The organism is Actinomadura sp. NTSP31 (assembly GCF_041951385.1).
GTDB lineage: Bacteria > Actinomycetota > Actinomycetes > Streptosporangiales > Streptosporangiaceae > Spirillospora > Spirillospora napierensis.
Window position 1 is genome coordinate 553207 of record NZ_JBGNUT010000001.1, and the last position, 25238, is coordinate 578444.

Here is a 25238-nt window from a genome sequence, read left to right on the forward strand (position 1 = left end):
TTTCCTTCGGCTTCCGGGCCCTACGGCCGTACGGAGAAGCCGCTCATCTGCACGTTGGCGACCACGGAGTCCCAGCTCCTCGTGATGCCGAGGCGCACGTACCGGGCGCTGACCTTGTCGAAGGCCGTCGTCCCGCCCTCCTTGGGCGTGTCGGTGGCGGTGGCGACGGTGCGCCACGTCCGGCCGTCCTGGGAGACCTGGACGGCGTAGTCGCGCGGCCCGTAGTTGGAGCGCCCGCCCACGACGACCGAGCCGATCTCGACGGGCGCGCCGAGGTCGAGCCCGAACCGCACCGGGTTCTGCGCGGTCGGTCCTTGACCTGCGGCGCGGCCCCACGAGACCCAGAACGTGCTCGCCGAGCCGTCCACGGCGAGCTTCGCCGGGTAGCGGTCCTGGCCGGCGTCCGCGACGACCCGCGGGAACGGCGCGCCGCCCGGGTTGAGCGCCAGGTCGCCGGAGTGCCGCAGCATCACCGCGGTCTCGGCGGACGGTCCGGCGTCGCTGCGCGCGGTCACCTTCAGCGTGCTCGTGCCGGACGAGACGCCCTTGTCGCGCACGTCGACGGGCACCGTCACCGAGCCGCCGGCGGGGACCGTCACCTTGCCCTGCTGCGGCGCGGCGGTGATCCCGTCGGCGCCCGACGCCGCGACCGTCACGTTGGCCGCGCGGCCGGAGGCGTTGGTGACCAGCACGGTCGCGCGGTTGTAGCCGCCGTCCGCCAGCGGCAGCTCGGGTTCGAGGGCCTCGGCGGTCAGCACCGGCCGGTCGCCGCCGGTCGCGGTGAGGGTGAGCGGGCCGAACAGCCCGTAGTCCATCGGCGTCCGCGCGGACGCGCCGGTGCCGGGCGCGACGCGGACCGCGTTGAGCAGCGTGGAGGCGACCCGCACGGTGATCGTGTTGTCGCCCGGCCGCAGGTACCGGCCGACCTGGACGTGCCGCAGGTCCGACTGGTCGAGCGGCGGCAGGTCGTGCCCGTTGACGTTCACGCGGACGGTGTCCACCGGCGTCCCGAGGTCGAGTTCGGCGGCGTCGATGCCCTTCCAGCCGTCGTCGAGGGTGGCGTGCGCGGTGTAGGTGCCCACGCCCGACACGTCCTTGAGGTCGACCGGGTAGCCGTTGGCCGTGGTGATCGCCGACCAGGCGGGCAGCGCGCCGCCCGCCCCGGCCTTCACCGTGACGGGGCCGAGGGTCTTGTGCGCGGTGTCGCCGGGCAGGCCGGACGCTCCTGGACCCCAGGAGTCCACCGACAGCGACCACTCGTTCAGCTTCACCGGCTGCGGGACGGCCGCCGTCCCCTGCCCGCCCGGCCGGTCGGTCTTGCCCGGACGGCCGGGGAACGTGGCGTCGTGCCGCGGCGTGACCGCGATGACGGTGGCGTCGTTCCCGGCGAGCCGGACGGGGACGGTGACCGTGCCGTGCCCGGACGTGTAGCCCGTGATCGGGGTGATCTTGCCGGTCCAGGTGTCCAGCTTGTAGGGGACGCCGTCGCCGGTCAGGGTGACCGTCTGCGCGGTCGTGGTGTTCGTCTGGTTGTAGAGGTAGTAGTAATCGGTCGAGCCCGCCTGGCGGCGCACGTCGAGGATCGCGCCGGAGCCGTCGTGCGGCGTCGCGGCCGGGGTGACGCGGAGGCGGCGCAGCGCGTCCGGCGCGTCCGCCTCGCTCGCCGCCCGCACCACGGTCCGCTGCCGGAGCAGCTGCGAGATCACGGACGTGAGCCGCCCGTCCTGGTGCGCGGCGTCGCCGTTGCCGGGCACCGTGCTCGGCACGTCCCCGACGATCACGACGGGCAGGCCCTGGCGCGCCAGGGTCAGCAGCTTCTCGGCGGCGGCCAGCGGCATCGTCTTCTGGTCCTTCAGCAGCACCGCGTGGTAGGCGGAGCCGTCGCCGAACAGGGCGCCGTGGGAGTAGGAGGCGTCCTTGCGCTGGAGCTGCGCCGGGCTGAGGTACTCGTAGGTGTATCCGCTCGACGCCAGCTCCGAGGAGTCCTGGACCAGCTTGTTCGACCCGGAACCGGTGGTGCCGGTCCCGTTCATGCCGAAGTCCTGCCAGTACACGGCGAGGTCGAAGCGGGGCTTTCCCTGCCGCAGCACGAGCTGCATCCGGGCCATGTTGTCGTTGATCGCGCGGTAGTCGGCCCAGTTCGGGCCGCCCTTGTCGCCCCACGCCTCCGAGTAGGAGGTGTTGCCGCCGTAGGTCATGCCGGGCCAGGCCGACTGCGGTCCGGCGCCCGCCGGTCCGCGGCTCAGGTACGGGAAGCCGTGCCAGACGAGCTGGTTCACGCCGCCGGCGAAGCCGCGGTAGACGGCCTGGAGGTTCGAGGCGTCCGATCCGGCGCCCGCCGTCGAGCCCCACACCGAGCCGGAGAACGCGCAGCACTCGTCCGACACGACCGGCTGCCCGGACAGGTGCGCGCCCGTGGCGACCACCCGGTAGTCCTGCACGTTGCTGTAGGCGCCGACCGACTGCCCGAACGCCAGCGACTCGCCCTCGGGCACGTCGATGTGCGAGGCGGCCTCGGAGACGTCCACCGGGATGCCGTACGGCTGGATGCGGGTCTTGATGTGGTGCTTGTGCGCCCATTCGCGCAGCACGTCGAGCCGGTTGCGGATGTACAGGTCGCTGAGCGTCTGCCGGTAGTCGGTGCGGACGCGGGCTCCGGCGCCGCCGCCGAAGTCGAAGAACGGCTTGTCGGTGATGCCCTGGTCACCGGCGCCCGCGAGGGCGGGCAGCACGTCGATCGGCGAGTAGCCGCGCAGCTTCGTCCACTGGTCGACCAGTTCCGACGTCCACTTCTGCGTGGTGCCGAGTTCGAGCGAGTCCTCGAACAGATCGGTCTCGCCCATCCGGGCGAGCAGCTTCCGCACGTCGGAGGTGAGGATGTTCTTGTCGTAGAAGTCGGTGGTGGCCTTCGCGCCGGCCTCGCTGAACGGGTCGAGCGCGTAGTTGGTGCCGGTCGCGGTGTAGCCGGACAGGGACTGCCCGCTCGGCGTCTGGTAGAAGGCGATCAGTGCGTACGTGCTCTTGTCGTCGCCGGGGAAGTCGACCGCGAGGCCGCCCTGCGCGTCCACCTTGGCGGTGACGTCGGTGACGCTGGAGCGATCCAGCATCCGCGGCGCGCTGGACGAGGCGTCGCAGCCCGCGTCGGAGCACTTGGCGACGAGCGCGGCGACGAGCTTCTTCTGCGCGCCGGCGGGCGGCGCGGTGTTGAAGTTGGCCGGCAGCCCGCCGGACCGGCTCGTGCCGCCCTTGTGGAACTCGTAGGAGAAGACGATCTGCTGCTGGGCGCTGGGGTCGTTGACGTCGTCGACCGTGGGGACGGTCGCGGGCCAGCGCGGGCCGATGGTGAGGTCCAGGCCGAGCCCCTTGTCCTTCGCCGCGGCCAGCATCGTCCGGGTCTTCTGCGCCCAGAGCGGGGTGCCCCAGCCGTAGGTCTTCAGGAACTCGGGGGTGTTGTTGCCGGTGCCCTCGACGTTGAACGGCGCGACCTCGGCGCCGCCGCCGCCCGCCTTCTTGATCTGGTCGAGCTCGGCGGCCAGTTCCTTGTCGTCGGTGTGGGCCAGCGGCTGCCACCAGCGGTACTTGGGCCGCACGGACGCGGGCGGGTCGGCGAAGGTGCCGCGGGTCAGGGACGGGACGGTCGGCCCGAACGACTCCGCGCCCTCCGCCGCCCCGGCGACCGCGAGACCGGACGCGGCGAGCAGCGCCGCCACCGGCACGGCGGCGAGCCGCACCGGCCTCCGTCGAGGGCCGGCCGCCGGCCGAACTTCGGATCGGTTCACGAGGTGTACGCCTCCAGCTCGATGACGCGGCTGTAGTTGTGGTCGTTGGAGTCGTGGACGAGCAGCCGCAGCGCGGACGCCCGCACGGGGGCGAAGGTCTTCTCGACGGTCCCGGCGGTGTTGCCGGTGACGGTCGCGACCGTCGTCCACTGGCCGTCGACCTGCGCCTGGACGTCGAAGTCGCGCAGGCCGGACTTCGACGCGGGGCTGCTCGAACTGTTGAGCGTGAAGACCTTGACCCGGCCGATCTCCTGCGGGTCCTTCCAGGTCGCGGTGAGGGTGTCGGGGAAGGTCTTGGACGTGTCGTCGTTCCAGCCGCCGACGCCGTTCAGCCAGACGCCGGAGTCGGTGCCGCCGTCGTTGGCCCAGGCGGGCGACGACCCGCTGTGGCTGCTGGACGCCGTCATGGCCGCGGAGCGGACGAGGTTCCCGGTGACCAGGACCGGTGCGGTCGCGGCCTCGTCGTCGGCCGTGACGGTGACGGTGCCCTCCGTCCCGTCCGCGCCCGAGCCCTTCACCTCGACGGGGATCTCGGTGGAGCCGCCCGCCGGAACCGTCACCTGGGCCGGGGCGGACGCGGTGAATCCGGCCGACGCGGACGCCTTCACCGGGACGGTGACGGCGCGGCGCTCCAGGTTCGTCACGCGGAACCGGGCGTCGGTGGCCGCGCCGCCGGTCACGGGGATGTTCACGCCGAACGGCGGCTCGACGGCGAGCTGCGTGCGGTCCTGCTGGACGGCGTCCGGCGTGCGGACGGTGAACGTCCACGAGCCCGACCCGACCTCGTACACGGCGTGCCCGTTCTGGACGCCGAGCGAGCGCGCGCCCGCCGGGGCCTTGGCGGCGGACGCGCCGAGCAGCGGGACCTCGACGCGGGCGGGCGCGCCGGGCGGGACCGTCACGTCCAGCCGCAGGTCGTGCCCGGACCGGCGCCACGCGCTGGACACCGTCCCGCGCGGGGTGTCGTACGACGACGAGGCGTGGGTGAGGTCGCCGACGACGGCGGGCCGGACGACCAGCTTGCCGTAGGCGACCGAGTCGTCGGCCTGCCGGATGCCGGCGAGGCCGGCGCCGAACCACTCGTCGATCGCGCCGAGCATGAAGTGGTTCTGCGAGCCGTAGCCGGTCGGGCCGTCCCAGTACTCGGTGAGCGCGGTCGCGCCGTGCACCACCTGGTAGCCGTAGCTGGGGTTGGTGACCTGCTGCGCGACGGCGAGGACGACGTCGTCGCGGCCGGCGGCCGACAGCGTCCGGAACACCGACGGCAGCGCGATCTCGCCGACGGTCAGGTGGTAGCCGTCGTTCTTGATCGTGGAGACGAGGTGGTCGAGGACGGCCTGCCTCTGGTCGGCGGGGACGATGCCGAGGTCGAGCGCGAACGCGTCCCCGGCCTGGCTGCCCGACCCGTAGGTGTGCTTGCCGGTGTCGAGGTACTTGGCGTTGAACGCGCCGGCGATGTCACCGGCGAGCTCGGTGTACTTGGCGGCGTCGTCGTCCTTGCCGAGCAGCTTGGCGATCTTGGCGAGGGCCGTGGCGCTGCGCTGGTAGCCGTAGGTCGCGGCGACGCCGATGGGGGTGGTCTTGTCGACGGCGGCCCAGTCGCCGAGGCCGTAGTCGAGCAGGTTCCCCTTCGCCTTGGACGTCAGGTAGTCCAGGTAGCGCCGCATGTTCGGGTAGAAGTCCTGCAGCGGCTTGGTGTCCCCGTAGGTGACGTAGTGCTGCCAGGCGGACAGGATGATCGCGCTGCCCCAGTTCGGGTCGTCCCACACGCCGCCGGAGAACGTCACGTACGCGGGCGCGATGTCGGGGACGAGCCCCTCGGCGGTCTGCGCCTCGGCCATGTTCCGCAGCAGCGCCGGGTAGTAGGCGGCGACGTCGTACTCGCGGGTGATGGAGCCCTGGACGAGCTGGTCCTCCTCCAGCCAGCCGAGCTTCTCCCGGTCGGGGCAGTCGGTGAGGATCGACATCATGTTGCCCTGCACCGCACGGTCGATGATCTTGTGGATGCCGTTGAGCAGGAGATCCGAGCTGTCGAAGGAGCCGGCGGAGGCGTTCCCGGCGCGCAGGATCGTCGCCCCGACCATGTCCGCGGACGGCGCCGCGTCCAGGCCGCTGATCTGGACGTAGCGGAAGCCGTGGTAGACGAACCGGGGATGCCAGGTCTCGGTGCCGGTGCCCGCGAGCGTGTAGGTGTCCATGACCGGCGGGTTCTGCGCACCGCCCGCGATCATGGTGCCCTGCTCGACGAGGCCGTCCGCGCCGAGCCGCTCGCCCGGCTTGACCGTCAGCTTCTCGCCGCGCTTCCCGCGCACCCGCAGCTCCGGCCGGCCGGCGATGTTCTCGCCGAGGTCGAAGACGTAGGTGTCCTTCTCCGGGTGCGTGACCTTGACGGTCTTGCGGGTGCCGACCGGGACGATCGCCGGGGACGTCCGCGCGGTCAGCGCGATGCCCGGGTCGGGCGCCTCGGCGGCCGGCTTCCACGACGCGAGGTTCGCGGACGGGCCGTCCCAGCCCTTCTGCGCGAGCCGGGCGTCCTCGTCCTCGCCGCCGTACCACTGGCTGAACGTGGTCGGCCCGAGGTCGGTGCGCCAGGACGAATCGGTCGCGACGCGCGCGGTCGTCCCGTCCTTCAGCGTCACCTCCAGCTGCGCGAGCAGCTTCGGCGCCCCCTGCGCGCCGACGTACTTGGTGTAGCGGTCATTGGTCGCGGCGACGTTGTACGTGCCGTTGCCGAGCCGCACGCCGATCGCGTTGCCGCCGCGCCGCAGCAGCTTCGTCACGTCGTAGGCCGCGTACTCGACGCGCTTCTTGTAGTCGGTGTTCGGCGGTTCGAGAACGGCGTCGCTGACCGGCCTGCCGTTGACGGTCGCGTCGTAGATGCCGAGCGCGGTGATGTAGAGCCGCGCCGACCGGACGGTGTTCTTCAGCGAGAACTGCCGCGCAAGCAGCGGCAGCGCGGGCATGGACGTCTGGTAGGCGGGCGGCGGGACCTGGTCGGTGACGGTCTTGACCACGGTGAACGGGCCGTCCGCCGCGTCCGAGGTCTGCACGGTGTAGTCGACGGGGAAGTTCGGGGTCTTCCCGTCGCTCGTCATCACGTCGGTGCGCGGATACAGCTTCACCGACGCGACGTCCTTGGCGGCGCCGAGGTCGAGCTGCAGCCAGATGTGGTGGCCGGGGTCCTGCGCCTTGTAGGAGTTGCTGGTGTAGCCGAACGGCGCCTTCTGCGTGGTGAGCGAGCCGTCGGTGACGAACTCCGGCATCCACTTGCCCGGGTACTCGCGGACCTCGGACGCGGTGACCGCCGCGCCCTTCGCCACGTTCGTCCCGGACGGGTCGAGCGCCTCGATCTCGGCGAGCTGCAGCCGCGACACCAGCGACCCGCTCTCGGCGATCGGCAGGCCCAGCTTCGACACGTCGACCCGCAGGTAGCGGGCCTTCGTCCCGGCGGGCAGGCCGACCGTGACGGGGCTCGGCGCCCGGTTCAGCCACCGGTCGTCGGTGATCCATTTCCCGGACCAGTCGTCCTTGCCGAGCAGGCCCATCTCGAACCGGGCCGGGGAGCTCCAGGCGGACGCCCGCCCGGAGCCGTCCCAGACCCGGACCCGCCACCACACCTGGCGGCGGGAGGTGAGCGCCGTCCCCCGGTAGACGGCGTTCGCGGTGCCGGACGACACCTTGCCGGAGTCCCACAGGTCGGCGCTTCCGAGCCCGTCCCGGGAGGTCGCGGCCTCGACCTGGTAGGCGGCCTGCGCCGCGCCGTGGCCGGGGGCGGCGAGCCGCCAGCTCAGCGTCGGCGCCGTGTCGTCGATGCCGAGCGGGTCGTCGAGCGCGTCGGTGCGCAGCCCGGTGGCCCGCAGGCCGGCCGCGTCGGCGCGCGCCGGGACCGTGCCGGCCGCGCCGACCAGCAGGGACAGGAACGCGGCGGGCAGGGCGACGCGTGTCGCGGATGTTCGCATTCAGGCTCCCCGGACGGTGGTGGAGAACTTCAGGTCGCGGCCGGGCTCGGGCGTGAAGATCGCGCCGCCGTCATTGCTGACGGCGGACGCGCCGCCCCGGTACGGGTCGTGGTCGTTGTAGGCGACGCCGTAGCAGCCGGTCGTGGTGGTGGAGGAGATCCGGACGGTGTAGTGCGCGCCGCGCCGCACCCGGATGCCCGGGTGGACGGTCACGTTCCGCGCCGACCAGCCGATCTGCTCGGCCGGGACGGATCCGGACCAGATCGTCCGGGTCCCGTCGGTGACCTCGACGGTCAGCGGATCGGACGGCGGGGTGCGCTCGACGCGGCCCTGCTCGGTGCCGTCCTTGAACGCGGTGACGGCGAGGGAGTCGAGGCGGCCGCCGCGTCCCGCGGTGAACGACTGCTCGCGCCGGACGTTCCCGGCCACGTCGCAGCCGGTGCGGAAGCCGGTGACGCCGCTGCTCTGGTCGAGGCCGGGGATCGCCGCCTGCCGTCCCGGATGCCCCGGGTCGAGGCGGACGGTCGAGTTGCCGCACTTGACCGGGTCGATCGATCCGTCGGCGCCGAAGGTGAGCGGCTCCCAGTGGTAGTTGGCGAGCGCCTCGTTGGTGTGGAAGTCCCACAGGTCGCTGAAGTACATGTAGATCGGCGCGCCGTGGCGCTGCGGGAGCGTCGCGACCTGGGCGGGCTGGCCGCCGCAGGAGTTCGCCGTGATGCTCGTCCCGGCGGTCGGCACGACCCACTTGGACAGGTCGCCGGAGAAGTCGTCCGCGAGCAGCTGCTGCCCGGACGCCGAGGTCACCGTGACGTTGTCGAACTTCGCCGATTCGAGGTTCGCGCCGTTCCATTCGCGGAACCCGACCTTGCCCACCGGGTAGGTCGCGTCGGTGTAGCTGTCGACCTGCACGCCGTCGATCGACGTCGTGAGCGTGGAGCCGGACGCGGCGACCGACACGTGGTGCCACTCCCCCGCGGTGATCGGCTTCCCGAGCTGGACGACGTGGCTCGCGGTGGTGGCGCCGGCGCGGCGCAGCACGCTCAGCTTGCCGTTGCCGGTGCCCGAGCCGGTCAGCAGGAACAGGTAGCCGTGGTCGTCCTGGTTCATCCGGACGGAGAACCCGGCCTGCGCGGACGTCCCCGACGTGGTGGGCAGCGGCGCGACGTCGAAGGAGAACGTGTAGTCGGACCAGTCCTCGCCCTGCTGCGACAGCCCGTACAGGCCGCCGCGGGCGGTGAGCGCGCCGTCCTCGGCCGTCCAGGCGTCGCGGCCCTTCCACGGGCCGAGCGGGCTCTTCGCGGTGAGGTACGAGGTGCCGGTCCCGGTGCAGTACCCGCAGTTCGGGTCCGACATCGTCAGGTAGTAGGTGCCGTTCCGCTTGAAGATCGACGGCGCCTCGACGCGGGTCACGCCGGTCACGTCGTACGGTCCGGCGGCGCGCAGGTAGTCGGGCGTCAGCTCGATGACGGCGATGTGCCAGCCGGCGTTGCTGCACGCCAGGTAGGCCTTGCCGTCATCGTCGACGAACACGTCGAGGTCGGCGGTGCAGTGCGTGCCCGCCGGAAGGTCCGGGACGGGCTGCTCGGTGAACGGGCCGGCCGGCCGGTCGGCGGTGTAGACCCGGAACTTGTCCGCGGCCTCCTGGTCGTTCACCCACATCACGTACTTGCGGGTCGCCTGGTCGTAGACGGTATGCGGCCGGAAGCAGAACTTGCAGGACCGGGCCTTCGCGACGTACCCGCGGTCGGTCCAGTGGACCAGGTCGGGCGAGGAGTACACCTTGAAGCCGCAGAACGTGCTGTTGACCGTCCACTGGTAGCCGCAGTCGTAGCTCGTCCCGTACAGGTAGTAGGTGTCGCCGAACCGCTGGATCGCGCCGTCGTGGGCGTCGACCGCGTTGCCTTCGGTGTCGAACCGGACGGTCTGCTCGCCGTCCGGCCCGTAGTTGGTGATCGGGGCGACGGTCGCCGCCTGCGCGGGCGCGAGCGCGGGCGGCGCGGACAGCGCGCCGAGGAGCAGCGCGAAGATCGCGGCCAGCGCGAGGCCGCGGCCTCGCCTGGACCGGAGTGGGGGGATGGTGCGCATGGACGTGGCGTCCTCTCGGAGGCTGCGCGGTGGGGTGGGGGGCGGCGCGTCGTCCGTCTCCGGGCATGCCGAACAGAACCCGTGGCCGTGCGGGCGGGGTGCACGGCCACGGGCCTTCGCCCGTCATCGCCTAGGGACGGATCCCCCGATCACGCCTAGTGAGAGTTCGAGTCCGTCAGGATCGTGCGGTTCGTACCGATGGGGTCAGGGATTCACAGTGACCAGTTCGATCTCCAGGAGGTCGGCGACGGCCTTCAGGTCGGCGATCCGGTGGCCGGTGCCGAGGGCCCAGTGGTGGGAGATGCCGGTGGCGCTCCACGCGTCGACCCACTCGCCGGGGTCGCAGCCGAAGTCCACCCGGGACGTCGTGTTGCCGATCTGCAGCAGCGGGCCGTCGACGGTCTCGCCCTCGGACGCGACGAACGCGAACCGGCCGTCGCGGCGCTGGATGATCCCGAACGCGGTGACCGGGCCGTGCTTGACGTCGAACTCCACGGACACGCCGTAGCCGCGCTTGCCGTGGTAGACGCCGAGGCCGCGCAGCAGCGGGCGGCGGGCGCTGATCGCCAGGTGCGCGGGCCCGTCGTGCCCCATCTCGACGTGGCCGCGGTGGAAGTCGAGCGCCTGCAGCTCGGTGAACGAGCCGCCCGCGCCGAGCCGGTCGGCGATCAGCATGGCGAGCGAGGTGCGCAGCTCGTACTCGCCGGCCGCCGGGATCCCGCGGGCGGTGAGCAGCGACGCGCCGAGGATCATCCCGGCGCCGAGCCGCTCGTGGATCTCGCCGTCCAGGCCCCGGTGGTAGTAGGCGAGGCTGTCCAGCTCGAAGTCCTCGACGAGCCGGTCCAGGCCCGCCGACACCCGCGCCGCCCAGGTCAGGTCGTCGTCGTTGACGGAGGCGTCCAGCTCGAAGATCTTCTCCGCCTCGGCCTTCTTCGCGGCCGCCTCGGCGTCGGTGACCTTCTCCACCCGCACCCGCAGGTCGTCGAACTCCAGCACCTCGACGTGCCCGCCGAAGTTCGCGCTGACCAGCGTCAGGTCGGTGGAGACGTCCAGCATGCCCGGGTACAGGTGGCCCATCAGTCCGTGCCGGCCGCGGCGCAGCGCCGCGCGCACCCCGGCGGCCCGCACCCAGCGGCCGATCTTCGCCCAGGCCCGCTCGTCCTCCAGGTAGCCGGAGACCGAGCGGAACGGGACGCCGCACCGCGCGAACGCGTTCGCCATCTCCGGCAGCGGGCACGCGCCGCAGTACGCGAGCCACTGCCCGGTGTCGAACGTGGCGTGGTCCATCGACTCGGTCGGCTGCAGGTTGATCAGCAGGACCGGGGCGTCCGCCCGCTGCGCGACCGGGACCAGCATCGTCGCGGTCATGTAGGTGGTGAGGAACCCGACGATGATGTCGCAGCCCGCCGCGCGCAGCTTCTCGGCCGCCGCCGCGCCCTCCTGCGCGTCGGAGATGAACCCGACGTCCACCACCTCGGCGCCGAGCCCGCGCATCCGCTCCGACACCCGCTCCGCCGACCGCTTCAGCTGCGGCAGCAGATCGGGGAACTGCGGCCAGTACGCGCCGAGCCCGCCGGCCACGAGGCCGACCTTGACCCTCGTTTCGGGGGGTTTGGGGGGTCGTCCCCCCAAAAGAGACTCGCGCGGCGGCGCCCCGGTGTTGCCTGCCATGCCTGTTCCTTCCTGTTACCTGGCCGTCAGGGTGTGGCGGCCGGACGGCGCGCCGTCCACGTAGACGTACTTCCCATCCCCGGTCACGCCCCGCGCGACGGCCTTGCCGTGCGACCAGACGGTCCGGCCGTCCAGGGTGACGCGGGACGTGGCGGCGGTGACGGGGACGGCGAGGCGGCCGGACGTGCCGCGCGGTGCGGTGACGTCCAGCCGGAACCCGTGCCCGAGCGTCCGCCACGACGCGGCGATGGCGCCGCGCGGCGTCGGGACCGTCCCCTCCGCCCACTTCAGGCCACCGGTGAACGGGACGACGGACCACGACGCGTAGCCGGGGCCCGTCGGCCGGACGCCGAGGACGCGGGTGGTGAGCGTGACGGTCGGGCCGCTCGCCCAGCCGTGCGCGAGGCTGGAGAACTGCTGGAGGTTCGGGGTGCCGTCCGGCTGCATGTGCTCCCAGAACGTGGAGCCGGGGTCCTGCCGGAGCTGGTGGCCCCAGAACGTCCGGATCAGGTCGAGGCCGGACGCGTCGCCGGTGTCCAGGCGCGCGTCGGACTCGAACGAGCTGGGCAGCGGCGCGTAGAACGGCGGCAGGCTCGCGTTCGGGGTCTTCTGCGAGACGGTCAGCGACCCGTACTGCGCCCAGTTGTTCTTGCGCAGGTAGGAGAGGGCGCGGGTGGCGCGGTCGCCGTCGGCGACACCGGCGAGGACCGCCGTGGCGTTGGCGTCCTGCGGGTAGGCGCCGGGGATCTCCCGCGACAGCCGGTAGGCGCCCGCCTCGTCGTCCCACAGCTGGTCGTTGATCGCCTTCTTGAGCGTCGCGGACCGGTCGCCGTAGGTCGCGGCGGCGGACGCGTCGCCGCGCGCCTTCGCCATCGCGGCCATCTGCGTGAGGTTGCGGGCGTACAGGGCGTTGACGTAGGTCTCGTGGCCGCAGTCGGAGTACCCGTAGTGGCCGCAGGAGCCGGCCTTGTCGAAGGCGATGAGGCCCTTGTCGTCCTGGGCGCGGACCGACTCCAGCCAGGCCGTCGCCTTGGTGAGCTGCGGCCACCACTTGTCGAGGTAGGCGCGGTCGCCGGTGTAGAGCCAGTGCTCGTACATGTTGTTGACGAACCAGGTGACGTACTCGCCGTAGGTGCGCAGCTCGTCGGCGTTGTGCTGCCCCACCTGGCTCTCGGCGGGCATGAACCCGTCCGGGAGCTGCTGCGCGGCGAGCGACGACAGCGAGTTGTCGACCGCCTCCAGGTCGTTGGTGGACAGGTAGGTGACGGGCGCCTGCACGGCCAGGTCGCCCTGCCAGACGATCCGGTCGCGCTTGCCGCCGTCGTAGATGACGGACTTGTTCGGGTCGGCGTACGGGACCTGCGCGTCCGCGTGGTCGCCCTCGCCGGAGGCGTACGGCCAGCTCTTCGCGGTGTTGGACGCGCCGGTGTTCACCTGCACGGTGTAGGCGCCCGCGTACCAGATCTTGTTCAGCTCGTTGTCGCTGGACAGGAAGTGGCCCTGGTAGCCGTCCAGGTCCCGCTGGTTGGGCGCGGCGGTGAAGTCGACGGACACGCCGTCGATGTCGACGGTCCCGGGGCCGTCCAGGAACAGCGTCGCGTAGCGGAACCCGCCGCGCAGGACACCGTCGCGGACCGTCGCGGGCAGCTTCTTGCCGTCCAGCGGCAGGGCGTGGCTGTCGGTGTCCTGCGTGTACGGCTGGCCGGGGAAGCCGTTCCAGATGTTGGCGGTGTCGCAGCCGGGCGCGATCTTGCCTTCGCCGTTGTTGGCGTCCGGCGTGAGCGCGGCGTACCGGATCGACTCGGAGAAGCAGGCGCGCAGCTTCGGCGGCGTGGACGAGGCGCCCTTCACCCGGACCTCCAGGTGCCCGGCGACCTCCTTGCCGAAGTCGACGATCAGCAGCGGGGAACCGGTGCGGTCGGCGGCGCCGGTGAGCCGGACCGAGCCGCCGCCGTCGCGCAGCGCCGCGTCCGGCGACCCGTCGATCGCCCCCTGGCGCGGGTCGGCCTTGTAGATCTCGACGGGGCGGACGGTGCGGCTCGACGGCGACAGCACGTACGGGCGCCACTGGCCTTGGTGCGGCGTGTAGGAGGCGTCCTGCCACGGGCCGTTCGGGGACGCGGCGGCGGGCAGGGTGAGGGCGGCCGTGCCCGACACCGCCAGGGCGGCGGCGACGGCGGCGCGGGCGAGGGAGCGGCGGGAGGCGGGGGGAACCATCATCACTCCAGGTCAGCGGGAGGCGGTCAGGATGGACGAGCCGGTCAGCCCCGGCACCTGCACGAGGCCGTCGCGGACGGCGACGCCGGGTTTCACGGCGGTGCCGTTCCGCCAGACGACCGAGCCGTTCACGCGGACCTCGGACGCGCCGGACGCGGGCACTCCCGCCGTCGCGGTCGTACCGCGCGGCGCGGCGACGCGGAGCGTGAACGTCTTGCCGCGCTGCTTCCAGGCGGCGGTGATGTCGCCGTGCGGCGTCGGGACCTTGCCCTCCGCCCAGCTCAGCCCGTTCGCCGGATGCGGGAGGACGGTGAAGGTCGAGAACCCGCCGGACGACGGCGTGACGCCGAGGACCTGGTTGGTGAGGAACGAGGTCGGTGCGGCGGCCCAGCCGTGCGAGAGGCTGGTGTAGGAGCCGAGCTGCGGCGCGCCGGCCGTGCTGACGTTCTCCCAGAGCGTGCCGGGCGTGTCCTTGCCGAGCATCGGGTACCAGGTGCGGCCCAGCACGGACATCGCGCCCGCCATGTCGCCCTGCGCGGTGTACGCCAGCAGCGACTGGCCGGACACGAACGGGCTGATGTACTGCGGGACGACGCCGCCGGCCTTGTCCACGGTCAGGTCGCCGTGCGGGTCGGCGAGCCGGTCGCCGAAGAACTTCAGCACGGACTTCGCGCGGTCCCCGGTGGCGACTCCGGCGACGACCGCCATCGCGTTGCCGTCCTGCGGGTGGTTCCCGTCGGTCGGGCCGACCTTGTAGGCGCCCGCGTCGGCGTCCCAGAGGTTGTCGTTGACGGCCTTGGCGGTGCGTGCGGCGGCGTCGCGGTAGGTCTTGGCGAGCGCCGCGTCGCCCTGCGCCTCGGCGGCCTGCGCCGCCTGGCCCAGCACGTGGACGTACAGGGACGAGACGTAGGTGCCCTTGCCCTCGTTGCCGTAGCCCCAGGTGCCGCCCGCGCCCTTCATGTCGAGCAGCCCGTCGGAGCCGACCTTGGACTGCATCCACGCGACGTTCTTCTTCATGGCGTCGTACCACTTGTCGAAGAACGCCTTGTCGCCGGTGTAGAGGTAGTGCGTCCAGTAGTTGTTGACCCACCAGGCCGCGTACTCGCCCCAGCCCATCTGGTAGCCCTGGCTCTCGGTCAGGTAGAGGCCGGGGATCTGGCCTTGCGGCGACTGGCCCTTGGCCATGAAGGCGACGGCGTTCGCGGCCGGGTCGCTCTGCCCGGTCGTCAGGTAGGACACCGCGTCGGAGACGGCGTTGTCGCCGCCCCAGATCATCCGGTCGCGCTTGGCGCCGTCGCTGATGACGCTGTCGCCCTCACCGACGATCGCGTCGTTGCGGACCGGGCCCTCCCGCCCCGGGTAGGGCCGGCCGGTCTTCGGGTCGATCGTCGCCATCTGGACGGTGTAGGCGCCCGCGTACCAGAGCCGGTTCAGGGTGTCGTCGCTGGACAGGAACGCACCCTTGTACCCGTCGAGGTCGGGGTTGGCGGGATCGGCGGTGAACGTGAGCCGCAGGTCGGACAGGCGCACCTCGCCGGGGCCGTCCAGGAACACCATCAGATAGCGGAACCCGCCGCGGATGACCGGGTCGGTCATCGCCGTGCGTCCGGCCTTGGTGTCGAGGTAGTGGGTCTCGGTGGCGAGGCCCACCGGGTCCTGGCTGTAGTCGGAGGCAGTGGTGAGGTACTGGTCGCTCTCGCTGAAGGCCAGGCCGAGCTTCGGCGTGCCCTTGCGGACGTCCGCGGTCACCTGGACCTGCCCACCGACCTCCTTGCCGAAGTCGTAGATGACGTAGGGCCGGCCGTACTCGTTCGAGGCGAGCGTGGTGGTCCCGCCGTGGAACGCTCCCGCCGGATTGCGCACCGTGGCGCCGTAGGGCGCGGCGGAGGCGCGCCCGTCCTTCGCGAGCGTCCAGACGGCGTGGACGCGGGCGCCCTGCCCGGGGTCGTCGGCGTTGCGGAACTCGACCTTGATCTTCCCGGATGATCCGGCGACCCGCGCCGGGACGTTCACCGCGTAGTGAACGAGGCCGTCCTTGTCGCCGCTCCACACGCCCGCCTGCTTGGGGTCGGGCTTGCGCTCGTGGACGACCGTCCCGTTCACCAGGACCTCGTAGTGGGCGGTCGCGCTGCCGGCCTCCTCGACCCGCAGCGTGACCGGACCGGGCCCGCCGCGCATCGTGTAGGCGAAGCCCGCGCCGGCCTTGTCCCCGGCCTGGCGGACCATGACGCCGTCCGCCTTGCCGGTCGTGGACGCACCGGCCTGAAGATCGTGCCCGCCGGTCTCGGACGCGGCGGAGTCGGCGGACACGTAGTCGCCGTTGACCCCGTACGCCTCCCCGACCTCGGCGGGACGGACCGTCCGGCCGGACGGCGCGAGGACGTAGTGGCCCGCGCGCGACAGCGACGGCAGGCCGAGCGGGTCGGGGGTGGAGGCGGGGCCGGACGCGGAGGCGGCGCCGGCGGGCACGGCGACGAGTGCGGCGGCGGCGAGGGCGAGGGAGGTGACGGCGGACACGCGTGCTCGTGCGAACTTCTCGGCCGGGGGCATCGTTATCCCTTCGGGTTCACTTGGTCGAGCGGGCCCATGGAGGGAGGGCCGGCGGCCCGGGTGGGGACGGCGCGGCGGCCCGGCAGTGGAGTGCCGGGCGCCGGCGCGCGGTCCGGGCCGCCGGCCCGAACTCGCATCGCGGGGACGGCGGGGTCAGCGCAGGAACGCGGCGGCGACTCCGGCGTCCACCGGGATGTGCAGTCCGGTGGTGTGGGTCAGGTCCCCGCCGGTGAGGGCGAAGACGGCGGCCGCGACGTGCTCGGGCAGCACCTCGCGCTTGAGCAGCGTCCGCTGGGCGTAGAACTCGCCGAGCCTCTCCTCCTCCACCCCGTAGACGGCGGCGCGCTTGGCGCCCCAGCCGCCGGCGAAGATGCCCGAGCCGCGCACGACGCCGTCCGGGTTGATGCCGTTGACGCGGACGCCGTGCTCGCCGAGCTCGGCGGCGAGCAGCCGGACCTGGTGGGCCTGGTCGGCCTTGGTGGCGCCGTAGGCGATGTTGTTCGGGCCGGCGAACACGCCGTTCTTGGAGGCGACGTAGACGATGTCGCCGCCCATCCCCTGCTCGATCATCACCCGGGCGGTCTCGCGGGAGACCAGGAACGAGCCGCGCGCCATCACGTCGTGCTGGAGGTCCCAGTCGGCGACGGTGGTGTCCAGCAGCGGCTTGGAGATGGACAGGCCGGCGTTGTTGACGACGAGGTCCACGCCGCCGAACGCCAGCACCGCGTCCCGCACGGCCGCGGCGATCTCGTCCTCGGAGGTGACGTCCGCGCCGACCGCGACGGCGACGTCCGCCACGCGCAGCGCGTTCGCGCCCAGTTCCGCGGCGACCTTCTCGGCGGCGGCGACGTCGCGGTCGGCGACGACGACGCAGGCGCCCTCGGCGGCCAGCCGGCGGGCGGTGGCCGCGCCGATCCCGGAGCCGCCGCCGGTGACCAGCGCGACGCGGGTGGCGAGCGGCTTCGGCTTGGGCATCCGGCGGAGCTTGGCCTCCTCCAGCTCCCAGTACTCGATGCGGAACTTCTCCGACTCGTCGATCGGCGCGTACGACGACAGCGCCTCCGCGCCGCGCATCACGTTGATCGCGTTGACGTAGAACTCGCCGGCGACCCGCGCGGTCTGCTTGTTCGCGCCGAACGAGAACATCCCGACACCGGGGACCAGGACGATCGCCGGGTCCGCGCCGCGCATCGGCGGCGAGTCCGGCGCGGCGTGCCGGTCGTAGTAGGCCGCGTACTCCTCGCGGTAGGCGGCGTGCAGTTCCTTCAGGCGCGCCTTGACGTCGTCGAGCGGCGCGTCCGGCGGCAGGTCCAGCACCATCGGGCGGACCTTGGTGCGCAGGAAGTGGTCCGGGCAGGACGTGCCGAGCGCGGCGAGCCGCGGGTGCTCGGCGCGCGAGACGAAGTCGAGGACGGCCTCGGAGTCGGTGTAGTGCCCGACCTGCGGCCGGTCCGCCGACGCCAGGCCGCGGATCAGCGGGAACAGCGCCGCGGCGCGGGCGTGCCGCTCGTCCTGCGGCAGCGTCGGGTGGATCACCTCGCCGAACGGGTCGGCCTTGCCGTGCTCGGCGATGTAGGCCTCCGCGGTGCGGATGATGTCGAGCGAGTTGGCCTTGCACTCCTCGCTCGTCGCGCCCCACGCGGTGATGCCGTGCCCGCCGAGGACCACGCCGATCGCCTGCGGGTTCGCCTGCTTGATCGCGGCGATGTCCAGGCCGAGCTGGAAGCCGGGGCGCCGCCACGGCACCCACGCCACCCGGTCGCCGAAGATCCGCCGGGTCAGCTCCTCGCCGTCGGCGGCCGTCGCGATCGCGATCCCGGAGTCGGGGTGCAGGTGGTCGACGTGCGCCGCCTCGACGAGCCCGTGCATCGCGGTGTCGATGGACGGCGCCGCGCCGCCCTTGCCGTGCAGGCAGTAGTCGAACGCGGCGACCATCTCGTCCTCGCGCTCGACGCCCGGGTAGACGTCCACGAGGGCGCGCATCCGGTCGAGCCGCAGCACGGCCAGGCCCTTCTCGGTGAGCGTGCCGAGGTCGCCGCCGGAGCCCTTCACCCACATGAGCTCGACGTCGCGGGCCGTCACGGGGTCGGTGACGGTGCCCTTCGCCGAGGCGTTGCCGCCCGCGTAGTTGGTGTTGCGCGGGTCCGAGCCGAGGGTGTTGGCCCGTTCCAGCAGCTGCTCCACCTCGGGTGGAGTGGTCATCGGTGCTCTCTCCTTGTCGGATTCGGCCGCTTGTCGGATTCGGTGACCTGTGCGGTCCGGCGGCGCGGTCAGGCGCCCCAGCCGGCCGCCTGGCCGTCCTTGCGCTCGGCGACGACGCGCTCGAAGTAGCCGGACGCCTTGTACGCCGCGACCGGGTCGGGGTGCAGGCCCATCTCCTCGCGCAGCTCCGCCAGCAGGGACCGGACGTCGGTGTTGTAGGCGTCCATGAACACCGCGTTCGCCGCCAGCACGTCACCGCTCTCCTGCGCGGCGCGCAGCGCGTCCGCGTCCACCAGCAGCGCCTTCGCGGTGGCCTCCTGGACGTTCATCACCGAGCGGATCTGGCCGTGGATCTTCGGCTCGATGTTGTGGCACTGGTCGAGCATGAACGCCACGCCCGCCGCCGGGTCGTAGCCGCCGCCCCGCACCACCTCGTACATGATCCGGAACAGCTGGAACGGGTCGGCGGCGCCCACCATCAGGTCATCGTCGGCGTAGAAGCGGGAGTTGAAGTCGAACCCGCCGAGCTTCCCCTCGCGCAGCAGGAACGCCACGATGAACTCGATGTTGGTGCCGGGCGCGTGGTGCCCGGTGTCCACGACGACCTGCGCCTTCGGGCCGAGCTTGAGGCAGTGCGCGTAGGAGGTGCCCCAGTCCGGCAGGTCGGTCATGTAGAACGCCGGCTCGAACAGCTTGTACTCCAGCAGGAACCGCTGGTCGTCGCCGAGCCGCTCGTACACGGCGGCGAGCGCCTCGTCCATCCGGTCCTGCCGGGTGCGGATGTCGTCCTGGCCCGGGTAGTTCGTCCCGTCGGAGAACCACAGCTTCAGGTCCCGGGACCCGACCGCGTCCATGATGTCGACGCACTCGAGCAGGTGGTCCAGCGCCTTGCGGCGGACCTTCGGGTCCGGGTTGGTGACGCTGCCGAGCATGTAGTCGTCGTCCTGGAACACGTTGGTGTTCACCGCGCCGATCCGCACGCCCTTCTCCTTGGCGTGCGCGGCCAGCGCGGCGTAGTCGTCCACCTTGTCCCACGGGATGTGCACGGCGACGCTCGGCGCGACACCGGTGAAGCGGTGCACCTGCGCGGCGTCGTCGATCTTCTCCTGCGGGGTGCGCGGCACCCCCTGCTGGGCGAAGACCTTGAACCGGGTCCCCGAGTTGCCGTACGCCCAGGAGGGAGTCTCGATCTGCTGGCGGCGCAGGGCGTCCTTCACCGCGCTGGTGTCGTTCACGGGTGCAACCTCACGTTTCTGCTGTCCGGGGCCGCCGCCGGGTGGGGGCGGCGGCCCTCAGTCGAGATGGAAGACCTCGGGGAGCGGCCGCATCCCCTCGTCGGGGCGGCCGTCGAGGTCCTCGAAGAACGGCGCCATCTCCGCCTGCCAGCGGGCGTTGACGCCGGTGCGGGCCATCGCCTCCTGCGCGGCCTGGAAGTCGTCGGTCTCCAGGTAGCCGACGAGCAGGCCGTCCTCGCGCAGGAAGAGCGAGTAGTTGTGCCAGCCCGTCTCGCGCAGCGCCTCCCGCATCTCCGGCCAGACCGCCTGGTGGCGTCGCCTGTACTCCTCCAGGCGGTCCGGCCGGACCTTCAGCAGGAAGCAGACGCGCTTCGTGCCGTCAGCGGTCATGGATCAGAAGTGGTACTGGTCGATGTTCTTGGCGTCGAAGACCGTCGGCGGGCCGAGGATGACCTCGCCGTTGGCGCCGATGGTGCGGTCGCCGAGCTTGCCGGCCTTGAACGTCTCGCCCTGCTTGCCGGTGATCTGGCCGGACGCCAGCGCCGCCGCCGCGTAGGAGGCGAGGTAGCCGAGGTTCTTCGGGTCCCACAGCTCGAACGACTTGACCGAGCCGTTCTTGATGAACTTGCGCATCTGGTCCGGCGTGCCGAGGCCGGTCAGGGTGACCTTGCCCTTGTACTTGGAGCCGTCGATGTAGCGGGCCGCGGCGGCGATGCCGACCGTGGTGGGCGAGATGATGCCCTTCAGGTTCGGGTACGCCTGCAGCAGGCCCTGCGTCTGCTGGAACGACTTCTGGTCGTCGTCGTCACCGTAGGCGATCTTGACGAGCTTCATGCCGGAGTACTCCGGCTTCTTCAGCTCGTCCTGCATGTACTTGATCCAGGTGTTCTGGTTCGTGGCGTTCGCGGTCGCCGACAGGATCGCGATGTCGCCCTTGCCGCCGATCTGGTCGGCCAGCAGCTTGACCTCGCTGCGGCCGATCTCCTCGGAGCTGGCCTGGTTGATGAAGACGTTGCGGCACTCCGGCGCGGTGTCGGAGTCGTAGGCGACGACCTTGATCTTCTTGGCCATGGCCTGCTTGAGCGGGCCGCAGACCGCGTTCTGGTCGTTGGCCGCGATCAGGATCGCGTCGTGCCGCTGCTGGATCAGCGTGTTGATGTAGGACACCTGCGAGGACGCCGACGCGTCCGACGGGCCGACCTCCTTCGCCGAGCCGCCGTACTCCTTGGCGGCCGCGACGCCGGCGTTGTCGACGATCGTCTCGTAGGGGTTGTTCACCTGCTTGGGCAGGAACGCGATCTTCAGGCCCTTCTTCAGGGGCGCGTTCGGGTCCGCCTTCTCGCCGCCGGCGGCGGCCTTGCTCCCCGAGTCGTCCGAGGAGTCCTTGGTGGTGCCGCCGCACGCGGCGAGGGAGAGGGCGAGTGCGCCCGCGGACGCGACGGCCACGAGGCGGCGCGGGGCGCGCAAACGAAGGGTCATCACGAGTGCCTTTCGGGATTCCAGGTCGTGCTCTGGGGTGGGATATCGGACGCGGCGGGGAGCGCGGATCATGGTGCGGCGGCGGGGACCGCGGGTCGCGCGCCCCGCCGCCGGCCTTGTGCCTCGCGCACCACGGCGATCAGCCGCGGGGTGAGGACGCTGATGATGAGCAGCAGCCCGGTGACGATCGACTGGACCTCGGTGGAGACGTCGTTGAGCATCAGCAGGTTGCGCAGCAGGCCGATGAGCAGCACCGCGGCGATGACGCCGCCGAGGGTGCCCTTGCCCCCGTCGAAGTCGATGCCGCCGAGCAGCACCGCCGCGATGACGGTGAGCTCCAGGCCGAGGCCGTTGTCGGCGCGGGCGCTGCCGTAGCGGAGCGTGTAGACGATGCCGGCGAACCCGGCGACCAGCCCGGACACCACGAACAGGAGCAGCTTGAGGCGCTTGACCCGGATGCCGGCGAAGTACGCCGCGTCCTCCTGCGAGCCGATCGCGAACAGCGACCGCCCGACGCCGGTGGCGTGCAGCACCACGGCGGTGACGACGGCCAGGACGGCGAACAGCGCGATCGGGTACGGGATCGGCGTCCCGGGGATCGACCCGGTCGCGAGGTCGGTGTACCGGGTGGGGAACTCGGAGATGGCCTCGGTGCCGAGCACCACGTACGCCAGGCCCCGGTACAGGGTCATGGTGCCGATCGTCACCGCGAGCGAGGGCAGCCCGAGCCGGGTGACGAGCAGCCCGTTGATCAGGCCGCAGACGACGCCGACGACCAGCACGATCGGGATGATCGTCTCGATCGCCAGGCCGCCGTCCCACAGCTTGCCGGTGAGGGCGCTGCACAGGCCGAGCACGGACGCGACCGACAGGTCGACCTGCCCGCACACCACCAGCAGCGTCATCGGCAGCGCGATCAGGGCGATCTCGCTGAGGTCGCCGAGCGCGAACGACAGGTTGTCGCTGTTGGCGAAGTCGGGCGAGGTGCCGGCGCCGCCGGCGAAGACGATGACCAGCAGGGCGGTGACGGCGGTCTCCCACCGCAGCAGCCGGCCCAGGTTCAGGCCGCGCGGGGCGCTCTTCGTGTCAGTGGTCACGACACCTTTCCTTTCGGCGCCTCGTCCTTGGTCGTCGATGCGGTCGTCGATGCGGTCGCCGCCGCGGGCGCCGGGGCCCCGCCGCCGCGGTGGACGCCGGACTCCAGCGACCGCTGCTTGAGCGCCTTGGTGACGCGCAGGGCCAGCAGCCGGTCCACGCTGATCGCCAGGAGCAGGAGGACGCCGGTGATGGCGTCCTGCCAGAACGAGTTGACCTTGAGCACCACCAGCACGCTGCCGATGGTGGTGAGCAGCAGGGCGCCGAGCACCGCGCCGTAGACGGTGCCGACGCCGCCGGTGATCGCGACGCCGCCGACGACGACGGCGCTGACGACCTTCAGTTCCCAGCCGTGCGCCGCGTCGGCGACGACGGTGCCGAACCGGGCGAGCCACAGCACCCCGGCGAGGCCGGCGAGGGCGCCGCTGACGAGGTAGGCGGTGAGGACGCGGCGGCGGATGGAGATGCCGGCGAGGCTCGCCGCCTCGGGGCTGGACCCGATCGCGTAGAACTCGCGCCCCGAGGAGTAGGAGCGCAGGTAGTAGCCGATCATCAGCATCACGACGACGGTGATGACCGGCAGGTACGGGACGCCGAGGATGGAGTCGTTGCCGAGCGACAGCACCGAGGACGGCAGGTCGGCGGCGCCGATCTGGTCCCCGTGCGCGATCCGGTAGTCAAGGCCCTGGATCACGTAGAGGGTGCCCAGGGTGACGACCAGGGCCGGCACTTTGCAGAAGCTGACGAGCAGCCCGTTCACGAGGCCGCAGGCGAGCCCGATGACGATCCCGAGCAGCACCACCAGCACGACGTTGCGGTCGCCGCCGGAGGCGAACTTGCCGGTGGTGAACGCGACGAGCCCGACGACGGAGCCGACCGACAGGTCGATGTTGCGGGTGACGACGACCATCGACTGGCCGACGGCCAGCAGCGCCAGGATGGAGGCGTTGAGGAAGATGTCCTTGACGCCCTGCCCGGACAGGAACCGGTGGTTGGCGAGCTCGGTGCCGACGACCAGCACGACCAGCGCGCCGAGGATGCTCAGCTCGCGGGCGCGCAGGACGAGTTCGACCAGCCGGCGCCCGCCGCCGGGCGGCCCGCCGGAGCCCGGCTTGGCCGGGGACTGGGTGAGCACGGTCATGGGTCAGGCCGCCTTTCCGGTTCCGGCGCGCCCGGTCGCGGCGGCCATCACGCTCTCCTCGGTCGCGTCCGCGCGGGCGATCTCGGCGGTGAGCCGGCCCTCGTGCATGACCAGGACGCGGTCGGCCATGCCGATCACCTCCGGCAGGTCGGAGGAGATCATCAGCACCGCGAGGTCCTGCGCGGCGAGCTCCGACAGCAGCCGGTGCACCTCGGCCTTGGTGCCGACGTCGATGCCGCGGGTCGGCTCGTCCACGATCAGCACGGTCGGCTCGGTGGCGAGCCACTTGGCGAGCACGACCTTCTGCTGGTTGCCGCCCGACAGCACGCCGACGGTGTCGGTGAGCCGGGCGTACTTGAGCTGGAGCCGCAGCGCCCAGTCGGCGGCGCGGTTGCGCTCCACCTTGCGGGAGATCAGCGGGCCGCGCTTGCTCTCCTTGCGCAGCGAGCGCAGCTGGGTGAGGCCCATGTTGCGCTCGATGGACATGTCCATCACCAGGCCCTGCTGGCGGCGGTCCTCCGGGACGAGCGCGAGCCCGGCCGACATCGCGGCGGTGGGGCTGCCGGGCGGCAGCTTCTTCCCCGTCACTTCCACGTCTCCGGCGTCCCAGCGGTCCACGCCGAAGATGGCGCGGGCGACCTCGCTGCGGCCCGCGCCGACCAACCCGGCCAGCGCGACGATCTCGCCGCGCCGCACCTGGAAGGAGATGTCGGTGAAGGCGCCCTCGCGGGTCAGCCGGCTGACCTTCAGCGCGACCTCGCCGGGCGCCACGTCCTGCTTGGGGTACAGCGCCTCCAGGTCGCGGCCGACCATGCGGCGGACGAGGTCGTCGGCCGTGAGGTCCTCGACCTTGTCGGTGCCGATGTAGGTGCCGTCGCGCAGGGTGGTGACCCGCTGGCAGATCTCGAAGATCTCCTCCAGCCGGTGCGAGATGAACAGGATCGCGCAGCCCTGCTCGCGCAGCGTGCGGGTCACGTTGAACAGCCGGGCGACCTCCTGGCCGGTGAGCGCCGCGGTCGGCTCGTCCATGATCAGCACCCGCGCGTCCCGGGAGATCGCCTTGGCGATCTCGACGACCTGCTGGTCGGCGATGGACAGCCCGCGGGCGGGCTGGTCCGGGTCGAGCGCGACGCCGAGCCGCTCGAACAGCTTCGCGGTCTCGGCGTGCACGGTGCGGCGGTCGATGCGGCCGAGCGCGGCGCGCGGCTGGCGGCCCATGAAGATGTTCTCCGCGACCGACAGGTCCGGGAACAGCGTGGGCTCCTGGTAGATGACGGCGACGCCGGCGGCCTGCGCGTCGGCGGGGCCGTTGAACGCGACGGGCTCGCCGTCGACGCGGACCTCGCCCGCGTCGGGGCGGTGCACGCCTGCGAACGTTTTTACGACCGTGGACTTGCCCGCACCGTTCTCCCCGGCGAGGGCGTGCACCTCGCCGGCGTGCAGCTCGAGGGTGACGCCCTGCAGGGCACGCACGGCACCGAACGACTTACTCACGTTGACCAGTGCCAATGTCGGCGGCGTCGGCCTGCCGGGTGCACTCATGGCCACCCTCCTCGGACGGGGAGTCTGTGACGGATGGATGAAAAACGTTTTAACGCGATGTTGCGGAGGACGCTAGATGTGAGCCGGAGCACCCGTCAAGAGGGAACTTCGGCCGGGAGGGCCCGGGACCCTGCGGAAACCCCTACGCCACCGGGGACGGGCGAGTTTGCGAAGTTCCTCCCGTCCGGGTCCGGACAGCGAGGTTTGGCGGCGGTGGTTTCCGACAGCGGGGTTGACACGTTTTAATTCGATGTCCCAAAGTGAGCGGCGGCACACCAGCGAG

At 71.9% G+C, this 25238-nt stretch carries 13 protein-coding genes; all 13 read right to left on the reverse strand.

Translation table 11 applies throughout. The features are described 5' to 3' along the window. Nucleotides 1-20: 20 nt before the first annotated feature. Nucleotides 21-3731 (reverse strand): glycosyl hydrolase, encoded by a 3711-nt coding sequence (locus ACA514_RS02325; RefSeq protein ID WP_375039277.1) that lies wholly within the window; start codon nucleotides 3729-3731, stop codon nucleotides 21-23. Between the two features lie 44 nt (nucleotides 3732-3775). Further along, nucleotides 3776-7738 carry a family 78 glycoside hydrolase catalytic domain gene (locus tag ACA514_RS02330; protein WP_375039278.1) on the reverse strand — a complete coding sequence of 1321 codons (3963 nt, stop codon included), beginning with the start codon at nucleotides 7736-7738 and terminating at the stop codon, nucleotides 3776-3778. Continuing rightward, on the reverse strand, nucleotides 7739-9823 hold the full coding sequence (locus ACA514_RS02335; protein ID WP_375039279.1) for a family 43 glycosylhydrolase: 2085 nt from the start codon (nucleotides 9821-9823) through the stop codon (nucleotides 7739-7741). Nucleotides 9824-10027: 204 nt separating this feature from the next. Beyond that, complete coding sequence (locus ACA514_RS02340; protein ID WP_375039280.1) at nucleotides 10028-11404, reverse strand: arabinose isomerase; 1377 nt, start codon at nucleotides 11402-11404, stop codon at nucleotides 10028-10030. A gap of 105 nt (nucleotides 11405-11509) precedes the next feature. Then, nucleotides 11510-13714, reverse strand: a complete 2205-nt coding sequence (locus ACA514_RS02345) for an alpha-L-rhamnosidase C-terminal domain-containing protein (RefSeq protein ID WP_375039281.1) — start codon at nucleotides 13712-13714, stop codon at nucleotides 11510-11512. A gap of 9 nt (nucleotides 13715-13723) precedes the next feature. After that, a complete protein-coding gene (locus ACA514_RS02350; protein WP_375039282.1) occupies nucleotides 13724-16228 on the reverse strand; it encodes an alpha-L-rhamnosidase C-terminal domain-containing protein in 2505 nt (834 codons plus the stop codon). A gap of 186 nt (nucleotides 16229-16414) precedes the next feature. Continuing rightward, nucleotides 16415-18463, reverse strand: a complete 2049-nt coding sequence (locus ACA514_RS02355; protein ID WP_375039283.1) for a bifunctional aldolase/short-chain dehydrogenase — start codon at nucleotides 18461-18463, stop codon at nucleotides 16415-16417. Nucleotides 18464-18531: 68 nt separating this feature from the next. Then, entirely contained in the window at nucleotides 18532-19698 is a 1167-nt protein-coding gene (gene rhaI, locus ACA514_RS02360) for an L-rhamnose isomerase (RefSeq protein WP_375039284.1), read from the reverse strand. 57 nt (nucleotides 19699-19755) lie between these two features. Then, nucleotides 19756-20088 (reverse strand): L-rhamnose mutarotase, encoded by a 333-nt coding sequence (locus ACA514_RS02365; protein ID WP_375039285.1) that lies wholly within the window; start codon nucleotides 20086-20088, stop codon nucleotides 19756-19758. Between the two features lie 3 nt (nucleotides 20089-20091). Further along, nucleotides 20092-21177, reverse strand: a complete 1086-nt coding sequence (gene rhaS / locus ACA514_RS02370) for a rhamnose ABC transporter substrate-binding protein (RefSeq protein ID WP_375039286.1) — start codon at nucleotides 21175-21177, stop codon at nucleotides 20092-20094. Between the two features lie 68 nt (nucleotides 21178-21245). Beyond that, a complete protein-coding gene (locus ACA514_RS02375) occupies nucleotides 21246-22274 on the reverse strand; it encodes an ABC transporter permease (protein ID WP_375039287.1) in 1029 nt (342 codons plus the stop codon). After that, the gene (locus ACA514_RS02380) at nucleotides 22271-23413 is read right to left on the reverse strand and encodes an ABC transporter permease (RefSeq protein WP_375039288.1); all 1143 of its coding nucleotides are present in this window, start codon (nucleotides 23411-23413) and stop codon (nucleotides 22271-22273) included. The genes ACA514_RS02375 and ACA514_RS02380 overlap by 4 nt, the downstream gene beginning before the upstream one ends. A gap of 3 nt (nucleotides 23414-23416) precedes the next feature. Continuing rightward, a complete protein-coding gene (locus ACA514_RS02385) occupies nucleotides 23417-24955 on the reverse strand; it encodes a sugar ABC transporter ATP-binding protein (protein WP_375039289.1) in 1539 nt (512 codons plus the stop codon). Between the last annotated feature and the right edge of the window lie 283 nt (nucleotides 24956-25238).